The organism is Streptococcus sp. Marseille-P7376 (assembly GCF_902460385.1).
Taxonomy (GTDB): domain Bacteria; phylum Bacillota; class Bacilli; order Lactobacillales; family Streptococcaceae; genus Streptococcus; species Streptococcus sinensis.
In genome coordinates, this window is record NZ_CABPTS010000010.1 from 18,442 (window position 1) to 30,700 (window position 12,259).

Annotated in this window: 15 protein-coding genes; all 15 read right to left on the reverse strand. The window is 37.6% G+C overall.

Annotated features, from left to right (window positions below; genetic code table 11):
• Positions 1-13: 13 nt before the first annotated feature.
• Positions 14-1,237, reverse strand: coding sequence for a tyrosine recombinase XerC (xerC, locus tag FZ952_RS06375; RefSeq protein WP_062201041.1), 1,224 nt, complete (start codon positions 1,235-1,237; stop codon positions 14-16).
• Between the two features lie 54 nt (positions 1,238-1,291).
• Positions 1,292-1,564, reverse strand: a complete 273-nt coding sequence (locus FZ952_RS06380) for a helix-turn-helix domain-containing protein (protein ID WP_148881041.1) — start codon at positions 1,562-1,564, stop codon at positions 1,292-1,294.
• A 111-nt stretch (positions 1,565-1,675) separates the two neighbouring features.
• Positions 1,676-2,008: a type II toxin-antitoxin system PemK/MazF family toxin gene (locus FZ952_RS06385; protein ID WP_002299685.1), complete on the reverse strand. Its 333-nt coding sequence runs from the start codon at positions 2,006-2,008 to the stop codon at positions 1,676-1,678.
• Complete coding sequence (locus FZ952_RS06390; protein WP_000162871.1) at positions 1,995-2,300, reverse strand: hypothetical protein; 306 nt, start codon at positions 2,298-2,300, stop codon at positions 1,995-1,997. The genes FZ952_RS06385 and FZ952_RS06390 overlap by 14 nt, the downstream gene beginning before the upstream one ends.
• Before the next feature lie 56 nt (positions 2,301-2,356).
• The gene (locus tag FZ952_RS06395; protein ID WP_070670842.1) at positions 2,357-3,412 is read right to left on the reverse strand and encodes a phage tail tip lysozyme; all 1,056 of its coding nucleotides are present in this window, start codon (positions 3,410-3,412) and stop codon (positions 2,357-2,359) included.
• 8 nt (positions 3,413-3,420) lie between these two features.
• The gene (locus FZ952_RS06400) at positions 3,421-3,648 is read right to left on the reverse strand and encodes a hypothetical protein (RefSeq protein WP_070670843.1); all 228 of its coding nucleotides are present in this window, start codon (positions 3,646-3,648) and stop codon (positions 3,421-3,423) included.
• Positions 3,645-5,576 carry a conjugal transfer protein gene (locus FZ952_RS06405; protein ID WP_148881042.1) on the reverse strand — a complete coding sequence of 644 codons (1,932 nt, stop codon included), beginning with the start codon at positions 5,574-5,576 and terminating at the stop codon, positions 3,645-3,647. Before FZ952_RS06405 ends, FZ952_RS06400 begins: the two co-directional genes overlap by 4 nt.
• Before the next feature lie 12 nt (positions 5,577-5,588).
• Positions 5,589-8,108 (reverse strand): ATP-binding protein, encoded by a 2,520-nt coding sequence (locus FZ952_RS06410; RefSeq protein WP_148881043.1) that lies wholly within the window; start codon positions 8,106-8,108, stop codon positions 5,589-5,591.
• Positions 8,109-8,118: 10 nt separating this feature from the next.
• Complete coding sequence (locus tag FZ952_RS06415; protein WP_062201028.1) at positions 8,119-8,535, reverse strand: conjugal transfer protein; 417 nt, start codon at positions 8,533-8,535, stop codon at positions 8,119-8,121.
• A 1-nt stretch (position 8,536) separates the two neighbouring features.
• Positions 8,537-8,764, reverse strand: coding sequence for a hypothetical protein (locus tag FZ952_RS06420; RefSeq protein WP_143876691.1), 228 nt, complete (start codon positions 8,762-8,764; stop codon positions 8,537-8,539).
• Positions 8,765-8,780: 16 nt separating this feature from the next.
• A complete protein-coding gene (locus FZ952_RS06425; protein WP_148881044.1) occupies positions 8,781-9,773 on the reverse strand; it encodes a conjugal transfer protein in 993 nt (330 codons plus the stop codon).
• A gap of 9 nt (positions 9,774-9,782) precedes the next feature.
• Entirely contained in the window at positions 9,783-10,337 is a 555-nt protein-coding gene (locus FZ952_RS06430) for a conjugal transfer protein (RefSeq protein ID WP_148881045.1), read from the reverse strand.
• Complete coding sequence (locus FZ952_RS06435) at positions 10,334-10,570, reverse strand: hypothetical protein (RefSeq protein WP_148881046.1); 237 nt, start codon at positions 10,568-10,570, stop codon at positions 10,334-10,336. Before FZ952_RS06435 ends, FZ952_RS06430 begins: the two co-directional genes overlap by 4 nt.
• A 19-nt stretch (positions 10,571-10,589) precedes the next feature.
• Entirely contained in the window at positions 10,590-10,976 is a 387-nt protein-coding gene (locus FZ952_RS06440) for a hypothetical protein (protein WP_148881067.1), read from the reverse strand.
• Positions 10,954-12,186, reverse strand: a complete 1,233-nt coding sequence (locus tag FZ952_RS06445) for a replication initiation factor domain-containing protein (RefSeq protein WP_148881047.1) — start codon at positions 12,184-12,186, stop codon at positions 10,954-10,956. The genes FZ952_RS06440 and FZ952_RS06445 overlap by 23 nt, the downstream gene beginning before the upstream one ends.
• Positions 12,187-12,259 lie beyond the last annotated feature (73 nt).

A 12,259-nucleotide genomic window follows, 5' to 3' on the forward strand; every position in this document is an offset into this window, starting at 1 on the left:
CCTTATTTTTACCTTATTTATTTTTGAGCTCTCTGTAAGCAGTTTCGCCAGCACTAAGTGGAACAACATTTGAAGTATTAACATAAATCTTTGTTGTACTCAAATCACTATGTGTCAAAGCTTCTGAAATGGATTCCAGAGACATTCCTGCCTTCTTAGCTAAAGTAGCACCAGTATGCCTTAACATGTGAGGAGTGGCATGTCTAAGATTTTTATGGCGACGTTCTACAGATTTCATCTTGTTATTAAGGTAATCTGCATGCAGAGGGCTATTCACATTGCCTTTAGTGTCAATATAAGTAAAGACATATTGTTCTGGAGTTTGAATGATACCAAATTTTGCTAATTCTGCTTTTTGTTGAATTTTCCATTGATATAAGAGAACAGTTAACTCTTGAGGAATAGTAAAAATTGTTTTCTTTTCTCCTTTAGTAGACTTAGGCTTCTTATATTTATCCAAGGCTTGAATTAAACCAATTTCAGATATATCTAAGGAGATATGTTTCCACTGTAAAGCATAGCTTTCCGATTTACGGTCGTTTAAGATAAAAGTTGTAAAAAATAAAACATAGTCTTTAAGCGACAATTTTTTGTTTTCTAGGTCCTCTTGGAACATTTCAAACCATTCCCGTAACTCACTTAAAGTAAGGTATAAATCTTCATCACGCTTAGCTTCTTGTAATTTGATTTTTTTAGTAGCCTTAATACGACTGATTGTTTTAGATAGGCGATTCATTTCAATATATTCTAATTCCTCTGCCCAGTCAAAAATAGAATTAACATAACTACGTATGACCTTGAAATTGGCATATTCATTTGCTTTAGCAGTCATCAAATTTAAAACAACCGTTTTATTCTGATTTAAAAATTTAATGGAATAATTTCCAAATATTGGTAAAATATGTAATCTAAAAACAGTTTCTGTATTGTTAACTGTTGGAAGAGTGGGTGGTTTATTTGTTGAAGTCGTTTGACCTGCTTTATAGGCTTCCCACCAGACATTATGATAAAAATCTTTGAAGAGAATATCGCCATTGATTGCTTGATGTGGTAATGCACCCCCTTTTTGGATAGTGTTAATATCTATTAAAATTTGTAATTCAGCTTCTTTAGCCTCCTTTTTTGTTTTAAAACGCTTATCGTAGTAATGTCCTGAAATTCCCAAAGAAGGTCTAGCTTCTGTTGGAACATAGAGTTTTAAACGATAAGAACCATTTGAAGTTTTTGTAATTGTCATAGTAATCTCCTTTTTACTGAGCTAGAAAATTACCCTGACTTTATTATAATGAAATCAAAAGTGATTTTCCAGTTGTATCATCCATCTACGGATACTATCTTTATAAAATCGAATTGTTTTTCCAATCCGAATATGTGGCATTCCCTTTCTTATCCAGATATCCAGCGTGTTATTTGAAATTCCCAGATACTGACAGGTCTGCTTTTTATTTAAAAAAGGACTAATTTGTCCTGAATCTTCTTTAACGGTTTCAATCTCATTTTTAATAAGATTTGCAACAAAAAGTTGAATTTCTTTTGTTTGTTCTTCTGGTAAAATAACTTGCATAGTTTTCCCCCCTTTTAGGCAATAAAAAAAGCAAGAGCTATAAAGCCCTTACCTTAAGGAGATTATGAAAAAGAAAAGTTTTAGCATTATTTATAATATAATCGTATAATCTTAATTTTCTCTTAAAAATTTTTCAAATCTCTGTTGGTCATTTTCTGTTAACTTTCCGATTAAGCGAACTTGAACAAGTTCTACGTCTAAATCATAAAGTTGAACGGTATCAATCCAAGATGGTTTCACTAATCCTGCCTCTTCCCATTCTTTTATTTCAAAGTATTTTGAACGGATATAAGATGATTTACGGGAATACTGACTAGTGATACGGTAGGTTCTGATAACTTCTTCATTATTTGCAATGACTAGAGCAGGACGTCTTTTAGCTCCTGTCCCATCACTAAAAGCGATAGTTGCTACCAGAATATCATATGGGTTATAGTTGTCCATGTCTTTCCTCGTATTCTGGATAGTCTTCATCAAAGAAATCTGCGATTGCTTCTGGATTAGAAGCAGTCACTTTGATAACATTTGAGTTTGCCAAAGCTAGTCTTTCTAAAGGATTATCAGAAATAGCATGGACTTGTTTTCTTAAATCAAATGGCAATCCATTCACCTCCTTTGATTTTTGTAAGAACATCACGAAAGCGTCACCTACAGAAGTTCCTAAGGATTTGTATAGTACCGATACTTCATCTAGTAATTCTGAATCTACTCGCTTTTGAAACATTTTTTTAGTCATACAATCACCTCTTTTGTACTTCAATTGTACGACAAATGTAGTTTTTTGTCAAATTTTTACTTCCCAATCACGTATGTAAATTGGTTAGCTGTTGCTTTATCAAATGTGCGGTAAGAAACAACTCCAAGTCCTTTGGCGTTGGCTTCTGAAATGAGAATAGACCCGTCTGATTTGACCTGCTCCACAAACGCAATGTGTCCGTAAGTTGGGTCTGCGCCAGCTTGTCCAGGAGAGAAGCTAAGAGCGCTATGTTCAGTTGGTGTATGTGTGGTTTGGTAGCCTGCTTTCTGCTTCCAATCCCCACCATTGCCCATATAAGGGTCAAAGTTAACGCCTACCTCTTTGGCTCGGTTATAGACAAACCATGTACATTGTCCCCAAGGATAAGTTGCAGAAGTATAGTTAGAAGTGTTGATTGCCTTTGTAAGGCTATATCCAGCAGGCACTCCATCAGAAGTTACGCCTCCACCGTATCGTGTTTTGGCATTAGTTGTATCACCTGTTAAAGTGTCTTTGAAGAGGTTATACCATTTTCTCGCATTCTTCTTCAGGTCACTAGCTTTGGTTTGACCGTCTGATAAAGCGACCCCTTCATAATGTTCTGACCAATAAAGGGCTGCCTCTTCAGGGTCAGTCGCTTTTTGCATTTCTGTTTTGACTTTGCTATAAGAGCCGTTTAGCTCTGTAGACAAGAGGTCTAGTTCAATATCAGAATCTAATTTCTTTTGTTTTGCCTTTGACCAGCGATTGCCATTGATAGTAGAAGACCAACCCGACCATTGGAAATAACCAGCTACGCCACCACCTGTATTGACGGCTTTAGGGTCAAAGCCACTTTCGCGCTCTGCAACCGCTAAACTTCCAGAAGCTCCTGCGATAGTAAATTGTTCTTGTGAGAGTTCATAGTTGAGAATTTTGATGACATCACTAGCTCGTTCTTCTGAAATATTAGCTTTTTGAGCCACCTCTTTAGCGGTTAGTTTCGTTTGTAATCCTTTGGCTTGTCCATTAGAAGATGCACTACCCGCAAAAGCTCCTATGATAATGACAACCAAGAATAAAGGTAAAAGGAGAATACTTAAACTACTGACGATTACTAATCTTTTCTTCATCTTTCCTCCTAAGTCTTCACATAGACTGTCATCATTACTGTTTCAAATCGCCATTGAGCCGTTAAAATGAGAGGATTTTCTTTAATAGTTGCTAACAGTTGCTCTTTCTCAGCCTCTTTTACTGAAAATAAAAGGAGAAAGTCAATAGAAGGCTTTCTCCTTCCATAGGCAAGGGCAACCGCATTGTTCACCGTCTGTTCAAAACCTCTTTTAGAATAAATGCGTGTATTCATCATTCCTTTCCTCCTCTCAATCGTGCTAATTCCTCTATTATCTGATGTTTACGGTTGATATTGACTTTCAATTTATCGTCTTTTGGCAAGGTTTTACGATAGTTCCTGATAAAAGCATTTGAACCTTGCGCTTGGTATAGTGCTTCATCATCTTTGTAAGGTTCTAATTCTTTTTCAAGTTTATTGATGTGATGTTTTTGTCTCCAAGAGAGGCGATTTTGACGGCGTTCTTCAAACTCTTCTTGTTCTCTGTTCTGCTTTGTATCCATCAGCGGGGAAGGTTCTGTGTCAAAAGGTTGAGTACTTGTTTCTTCTTCCTGAATAGCAGATTCAAAAGTCTCCATTGGCATATCTGGCTCTTGAAATGGTGTTGTTACCTCGTCGGGAACGCCTGTTTCTTCAAAGGAAGAAGTAGCGGGTGTTTCCTCCTCGTCATTTTCTGAAGGTGTTGAACTTTCTGTTTTTTCTGAAGTCGGATGGGGATTTGAAAAAAGAGTTTTCATCTGTTTACCAGCATTCATGAATAGTCCCGCTCCAAATCCCGCTCCAGCAAGGAAAAAGTTTCCAGATGTTTGAGCCATTTCAAAGGCGTTAGTGGCTTTTGTAGGTAGCTGCTTCATAGTTTCCTGTCCATTTGTCACGGTTTCTTTGACTTTGGTATCTATCTCATCAAACGTAATCTTGGCTCGTGAACCGAGCAACAATTCAATCAATTCTCCTTTGTATTTCCAAAGCAACCAATAAATCACTCCTTTAGCACAAACAGAGACGATTAGTTCAAAGAGAGCGCTAAAAGTGGATAAAGAAGAAAAATCTCCAATAACCTTATCAAAGCCACTACTTACTAAGTTTTCAATGATTTTTTCAAGGTAAAGCAAAACCAAGGTTAACAGGCTAGTAATGGCTGGAAAGGCAAGGCCACCAAACATCACCTTAAAAACTCCAAAGAGAATATCTTGCATTTTGGGAATAAAAGAAATCAAAAGAGCAATAGGAAAAAGAAGAATCATGATAAGGACAAGGGCTTGTGCAAGGACATTGAGCAACTGAATTAAGACAATAGGAATGGCGATGACAATTGCTTCTACCATTTTAAAAAGGATATAGAAGAACTTGACAGGGATATAGTCAGGAATGGCTGATACCCAACGGTTTTTCTCTTTATCATTGTTAGCTCCGTCTCCCATTTTTAAGTAATCATTTCTATCTGCGGTAGAAACGGCTTTAAATTTGCCTGATTTATCCAAGCTGCCTAGGACTTTTGAATCATCAAACAGTTCTTCTTTTCCTGTTTGACGGTTTTTGTATTTCCCGTTTTCTTGTCCTGTATTGACAAAAAGATAGGCTTTATAAGAAGTTTCTGCGATATAAGAATCAGCGATAGAAGCCCCTATCTTTAAAGATTGATTTTCTCCGTAGGAGACAGAGACATTAGAAATGTGATGAATCGTAGTACTAGCGACATTGTCTACTGTATTGAGCAAATACAATCCACCAGAAGTTCCAGCAACTGTCCCAAACCAACCAAAGCCTAAAAAGAGAACCAGAAGGACATGAAGCAATTTTCGAGAGAAATTGCCTTTAGAAATGAGGAACTGATAAAAGAGATAAAAAGCTAGGCAAAGGAGAATCAGAAAGACTAATGATGATTGAGCCACACCAGAAGGAGCTCCTGTAAATCCTCGCCAAATGGATTGAGCACCATTGAAAACATATTGCTTGTAGGTGTCATAAAGACGGACATTTTCTAAAATCCGAATCATCAGGGAGAAGAAACCAACAATGAGGTTAAGGAGGAAAAAGGGGAAGTTGACAAAGATTTCGTTGAACATCACCCAGATTCCGCTAATATCCAAAAATCCAGTTTGTACTGTATAAGATTTTAAAGAAAAAATATCCATGCCTTTTAATTTTTCAAATGCTTCTTGCACAAGCTCACCTCCTTAAGATGCGTATTTATTTTCAAGATTGGAAGAAACAGTAGCTTTCATTGGTTTTAGAAGTGGGTCAATACTATCAAAAATGTTATAAATGGAAATCATATTGAGATTGCCGTAAACGTCTTTATAAAGGCATTGCCCTGAAATCATATTTTTAATCCATTCCAAATTTTCTTCATTGTCCGTTAGTCCAACGTGTTCTAAAATATCGGGAAGTTCATTGTCTTCTCTAAAGGCAAAGAGTGTCCCAAATCCTGTAGTATCATCATCTCCTTCAGCGTCATGAACGGATTGCGTAATCAGACAGAGGACATTGTTAAAGAAACGTCCAACACGGCGCATGGATTGGATAACGGCTCGTCCTTCTGCCGACTTCATCAGTACCCACGCTTCATCAAAGAATTCAATGGTATCTTCATAACGATTGAGTTCTCCAAAACGTGTACAGAAAGCTCCCAAGGCAAACATCAGAGCCGTAGAATTGATTTCTTTATCTTCTGGTGTAATATCTTGTTGAGTGTCTTTATCTGGTAAGGATAAGTCTGCTACTTCTAAAACAGTCACTCGTTTATCGTAGGAGAGACCTTCCACATTCCCATCAGAAAAGGCTAATTCCAAAATCGAATTTTCAACAATTGAAGTCAAATAGTCTCCTACTTCAAAGATAGTGCTATCTTGACTATTGGTGAGCTCTTTGAGGACGTGTTTTAACCCAACCGTTTCTCCTGCTTGTCTTTGAGCTACCACTTTGTTAATCGCTCTAGAAATAGCGGTCATTTGCTTCATTGTGACCTTAATTCGCTTGTTAGAGAAAATAAGGTAATTGAGCATATTTTTTGAAACCGAAACAGCGTCATCTTTATCCAACATGACAATTGGGTCAAGAGCTCCATGATTGGATTTCACCTTACTATCCAAAGTGACAAAGTTTATCTGTTTGATATGTTCAGCAAAAAGTGGGAATCGTTTTTCAAAGTCTGGGTGATGAGCAATTGCTTCAAAGTGTTTCCGGATAGAGCGTTTCGGGTCAACATACAAGCATTTCACATCTTGAAGAGAGGTTAGAAGAAAGATAAGTTCTGCCAAAAAGGATTTTCCTTCACCCGTTGCCCCAGTAATCAGGATATGTGGGTTTTTCGTGAGTTTCCCTGCAATCCCTTCTTTATTTCCAACGGTCGCATTAAAGAGCACCATATTTTTAGAAGCTTCTTGTGCCTTTTCAATACTTTCCCAACGTCCTGTCCAATTATCCACCCGTCCGATATGCCAGCCAATATGGTTTCCTGAAGAAGTATTGGTAAAGGGCATTAGCTCCGCAAAGCCTCTAGGAGTGACATAGTGTGTCCACGTTCTGGTCTTATTTTCAAGTGGTTGAGCATAGAGAAGGGACTGAAAGAGATAAGGCGTATCATGACTAGCTTCACTCACTTCTACGTGCATATCCTCAAAGTAACTTAAGACCACCTGACGGCGACGTCGTAGTTGGGACAAGCTAGAAGCAGAAACAATGAGGTAAGCCCCATATTCAATGACTTCTTCTTTTCCGCCTACCTTTTTCATGAGGTCTTTTAAAGACATTGCCCCGAGAATAATTTCATCTTGTTGGACGGTATCGGTACTTTCTGCTTCCTTCATAATATTGCGGTAGCGAATATTAGAACGTGCCATTCGTCCTTTTAAAGAGTTCTTTTCAATAAATTCTGCTTTTATTCGTAGTTCTACAGGGAAGTTAAAGTGTTGGGTAAATTCTCCCAGATGAAAGCCATTAAAAATAACGGGTGTTTTAGCAATCGGAAGAATGGTGAGAAAAGAAGAACCATAGGGGCTATCTAACTTCATAAAGCCCCCTGCCATTGGTCTTAAGACGGTATCTGTCACATTAAAGAGCGCCCGATTGGCGGTGACTTCTTGCTTTAGATGAGGGATATAGCGCAAGTATTGCATGCGTTGATAGTAAAAGAGCTCTTCATTGGTCAAACGTTGTGCCCGAAGAGCAGAAAGGGTTTGATAGATAGTCGTTTCACTCACCAGATAATCTTGCGCCCAATCTTCAGGAATATCATATTGAAAGCCCATGCTATTAGCAATCATTTCAGAGACTTCAGAGAAGCGCTCAACCGCCATATCCTGAACGGTGGTGTTCTGGTCATCTTTTAAAAGATTGACACCAATCAACCAGTCAAACTGATAGGGAATTTCCATTTCTTGTGTCAATTTGTCTGTCGAATACTGCAACAGTTCTTCCCCCAATGCTTGACTATCGGGGGACAAGGCATGAGAAAAGTCTTTCATCTTTTCTTCTAGCAAATAGTCCTTTGGAATCAAGGAGACTTCAAAGGACTTGTTTTTAACCAGTTTTTTTATTAGCTGAGCAGTTGTCAGCTTGTGTTTTTGTTTCTTAGCTTTATCAGTAATGGTGATGGGAGTGTTGGGAATACGATAAAAACTCATCACCGTTTTATCTGTTGTTAAAGCTATATTATCCTGTGTTTTAAGAATCGGATAGACTAGTTTTAAAACCATTAGACCTCCTTTATAAATCTGTTTTTTCAAAAACGATTTCTTCTTCATCCATCATTTTCATTCTATCTTCATGATAAATCGCTTTATGATTGAGACGAAAATCTATAAGATAGCAGATGTAATCCCATAAGAAAACGTGCATTTTCTTTCCTTGTGGTTCATACTCTGTATAGAACTTAGCGAGTTTATAAGGGATATACCAATAAAGATAACATGAAATGGAATGCGTTAATTTGTTCAACGGAAGAAGAAGTGAGCTAAACACTGTCAACATCAAAATTAAGACCAAGGCAAAGACCACGAAAAAGGAAAGTTGCATGGGTGTTGCAAAATACCAAATGCGTTTTCCTTTTTGTGTTTTGACTTCTTGAATCCAGTAGGGAGCGTTTATCCCTCTAGCGTAATCATATAGTCGTTCTTCTTCCATGTCACAACCCCGTTTCAATTCCAAAGAGACGGAGAAACCAGCCAAGGACATGAAGTAATTGTCGTCCGCCTCCTGTTAAAGAGGCAATCACTGCATAGAAAACAAGCGTGGTAAATAGTTTTCCCCAAGAGCTGTTTCTCCAAGCTAAAATGATAAGGATAATCGCTCCAAAGGTAATAAACCAGAAACCATCTCCTTGTAACCATGTTTGTAAATTAGATGAACTCATCGATTAAACTCTCCTTTTATTCTTTTGTATCTGCGTAATTAGCAGGAATTGTATGACTGACTTTCTCCACATAATAAGACTTGCCTTTTTCTGATAAGGTCAAGGTGAAGTTTTCAGCATGTGTAGAGCCTGCAACTTCAAACGTCACTTGAACATAAGCCATTATCGTTTTATCTGTTGCTTTGTAGTAACTAAAATCTAAGGTTTTAAACGTGGCATTTTTTACAACCGTTATATTGTGAGCCACTAAGTCCAAGTTGTCTTGGTCAGTGGTATAGTTAGTAAAGAAAACATTGAGAAACTTATCCAGTTTCTTCTTTGCTTTTTCTGAAATCCTATCTGACTGATTGAGTTTGACTTCTGTATCGGTGCTTTTCTTATCTGCCTGACTGGTCGATAGACTAGAAAACCAAGGTAAGCCCGTAACATAGTAGCCTGTTTTTGTTTGGGCATAAGGAATATTAAACCCCGTCACCAATTCTTTTTCTTCTGTCTTATCCCCATTTTTTACCATTTGTTTGTAATGCACCTCATACGTTGCCACATTATCTGTAACGGTTAGCAAACGTGACCAGCTCAATTGGCTAGGATTTTTGACTTGACCTTGTGCTTGAATATCAGGCTCTGAACCGTAGAAGCTCTTTACTTGTTTAGCTTGTTTGGTTTGACCGTCTGAATCCACAGGAATCGTGAAATAGCACTCTACAAAATCATTCAGATAATATTGCAGGCGATTATCTATTGTTTGGGGAGCAGAAGAGGTAGAAGAAGTAGCTTTCTGAGAAGCCATCAGTTTTTCCAGATTGGTGATTTTACTAGACATTGTCATCGCACGAATGCCTCCTAATAACCCTACAAGTAAAATAAAAGCCAATCCTGACAGAACGGCAAGATTGACAGTTTTTTTATTGGCAAGGGTTAATTTGGGTTTTCCTTTCTTTTTAGGGCGTTTGGTAAAATTTCCCAAATAAGTTTTCAAGTGATGATAGATAAGTTTTACTGTATTCATAAGTGCTCCTTACTGATTGGCTAGTTCAATCAATTTATTTCCTTTGGCATAAAGTTGTTTATGAAGTTTATTGATTTCACCGTTGACATAATAGTAACCTCGCAATTCAGCGTAGAGACTTTCAACCAGTGCTTCAGGGAGTTGTTTAGCTTCTTCTTTTTTAAGAAGCCCGTGCAATTCACCTGCTTTTTTCCAAGCTTCTTTATCATCATGGGCTTTCATCAGTTCTCCTAGCTCCAATGAGACCGCTCTGACTTTCTTTTCGAGTGTGTTTTGTGTTGCCATTATCAGTTCCTCCATAAATGGTGTTCGATTTTCTAAGATAACTTGTCTAAAAAGATGGACAAGTTGTGTCGTCATGTGTTGATTGAAGTCTAACACTTGACCATCTAGTGTGAAATAAGCATGTTGGTAGTTAGCGGGGTAATCAAGGTTAGCAGTTTCCCGTGCAAAAGCGTCTAAGAAAAACTCTTTTTCCTTCATCAGGACAATATAAAGATTCCAGAATTCGTTTTTATCAGGAAAGCAGGAGATTCCCTCGTAAATTTTCTTTACAAGCTTCATACGTCATCTTCTACCAAATCATGGTAGCCAAGAAATCGATAAATATCATCAGAATCAAACCAAAGCCAATCATTGATTTCTGATTCTGTGGGAATACTTCCTGAAAAAATATCTTCACCAAGTGAGGTTAGTCTGTCCATATCCCCTCGTTCACGGACAGTTGCTAGTGTATTGCGTGCACCTGACCAAGCCCTGAAATTGTCCAGACTATTTAATTCAACTTTATATTCCATTCCATTTTTCCTTTCATTTTTATAGTACCAATTGAGCATAGCCCGTCTGTATGAGTATCTCTGCCACCCAGCGAGCGTTTTTACTCATCTTTTTTAAGGGTTTTGTTTTTAACTCCTCAAAAAAAGGCTGTCTAGCCTCTTGTCTAGTTGCCTTTTTAATCGCATTTTGTCGGTGGTTTTCATCTTTAAAGGATTGTTTTCTAAATTGTTCTGCATATTTGAATTCAGAATCTTTCTTAGGCTGATGATATAGCAGTCCCCAATAGTCTATCCAATCTTTAACTAATTCTATATCATAAAATGATAAGTAAAGCTCTTCATAGCCGACTGGGAAGGTCTTTGTTTGAAGAGGGCGATTGAATTTATCAGGAATATTGATAGGTTTATATCTGTCCGACAATGACATTAAAATCAACTCCGTTTCGTTCACAAATTTCTTCTGCTAGTTTCGTATGATTGTTACTTAGATAGGCTTCAGAAATGATTTCTGACAGCTCATCTGTCTGATAGACCATATCAACGATTTTCAACAATTTCAAAGCACTAGAGACTTGCTTTGTGACCCAATGTTTTGTCCTTGCGTAGTTAATTTGGCGAGGACGTGTGACAAATTTAAAACCCGCTTGTGTGCCAAGCAGGTTATCCCACTCACTATCATAGTTTCCGTTCCAATCTTTCACTTCAAAATAGTTATTTAAAATCCGGGCGCCTATTTTGGTCAAGTCTGTTTCCAGCGTATACCATTCTTTCAAAATATCAAATGCCTTGGTGTCGTGTAGTTCAATCTCATAACGGTTTTTGTAATTATAGGCTTCATGAATATAGTCAACAGATACATCTTTTAAGAGGGCTTGTTCATAATCCTTTTGATAAAAGCGAATCATGAGGCTGGATTGACGGCTACCAAAATTTAAGGTCAATCCCTGATTAACAAAGCGATTTTCAACTTTTTTCAAGCCCTCAATAGCAGTAAAGGTGCGGAGCTTGCGCATGATGATTTTATTGTCAAAAATCCGATTTTTAATATCAAATAAGTCAAGATTCCCTGACTTTTTGTATAATTCATCAAGGGCAATATCGAAGCGTGGAAAAGCTAAAAAGTCTTCCAAGGGTCTATCTTTTCGTTCTTGTTCCGCAAAGAGAAAGACATCATGAAGAAAAGGAAACCAATCCCGCCCTTGTTGTTTCAATAATAATTCAAACTCACGGCAACCCCCTCCTGTTAAGTCAATCAACGTTCCAGCTTCTGCCTTTTTTTCAGAATGGGAATAAAGCACCCGAATCGAACCATAGGTTACCATATCTGAATAGCTGTATAGGCTTTTTTCTTCGTGAAAAAAATCCGTTGGTTTTAATTTTAGAACAGAGGTGATAACAGCTTTAAAATCAAGCGTTTTGAAGCGAATTTTTAACCAATCCACCGTGCTTTCCAATTTGGTTTCTGATTGGCGATTCAGAAAGTGAAAGAGTGTTTGTTCAAATTCCTTGGTCATCTTTCGTTGACCTTGTTCAATGTTTCGGTAGTTGTAGTAACTATAACCAATCATCGTTGCCATTTTGCGTTGGGTAAACCCTAACTCAAGCCTAATACGTTTTAAATCGGTATTGCTTATCACTCTTTTTTAACCTCCTTTTTGTGTTTATTCCAGTAACGGAGAAGAATAGGGAATCTAACAGCCTTTTAAGGGC

Bases quoted from the DNA above. Each gene is read 5' to 3' on its own strand.
- xerC (WP_062201041.1), bottom strand. From the start codon at position 1,237: ATGACAATTACAAAAACTTCAAATGGTTCTTATCGTTTAAAACTCTAT.
- FZ952_RS06380 (WP_148881041.1), bottom strand. From the start codon at position 1,564: ATGCAAGTTATTTTACCAGAAGAACAAACAAAAGAAATTCAACTTTTT.
- FZ952_RS06385 (WP_002299685.1), bottom strand. From the start codon at position 2,008: ATGGACAACTATAACCCATATGATATTCTGGTAGCAACTATCGCTTTT.
- FZ952_RS06390 (WP_000162871.1), bottom strand. From the start codon at position 2,300: ATGACTAAAAAAATGTTTCAAAAGCGAGTAGATTCAGAATTACTAGAT.
- FZ952_RS06395 (WP_070670842.1), bottom strand. From the start codon at position 3,412: ATGAAGAAAAGATTAGTAATCGTCAGTAGTTTAAGTATTCTCCTTTTA.
- FZ952_RS06400 (WP_070670843.1), bottom strand. From the start codon at position 3,648: ATGATGAATACACGCATTTATTCTAAAAGAGGTTTTGAACAGACGGTG.
- FZ952_RS06410 (WP_148881043.1), bottom strand. From the start codon at position 8,108: ATGGTTTTAAAACTAGTCTATCCGATTCTTAAAACACAGGATAATATA.
- FZ952_RS06415 (WP_062201028.1), bottom strand. From the start codon at position 8,535: ATGGAAGAAGAACGACTATATGATTACGCTAGAGGGATAAACGCTCCC.
- FZ952_RS06420 (WP_143876691.1), bottom strand. From the start codon at position 8,764: ATGAGTTCATCTAATTTACAAACATGGTTACAAGGAGATGGTTTCTGG.
- FZ952_RS06425 (WP_148881044.1), bottom strand. From the start codon at position 9,773: ATGAATACAGTAAAACTTATCTATCATCACTTGAAAACTTATTTGGGA.
- FZ952_RS06430 (WP_148881045.1), bottom strand. From the start codon at position 10,337: ATGAAGCTTGTAAAGAAAATTTACGAGGGAATCTCCTGCTTTCCTGAT.
- FZ952_RS06435 (WP_148881046.1), bottom strand. From the start codon at position 10,570: ATGGAATATAAAGTTGAATTAAATAGTCTGGACAATTTCAGGGCTTGG.
- FZ952_RS06440 (WP_148881067.1), bottom strand. From the start codon at position 10,976: ATGTCATTGTCGGACAGATATAAACCTATCAATATTCCTGATAAATTC.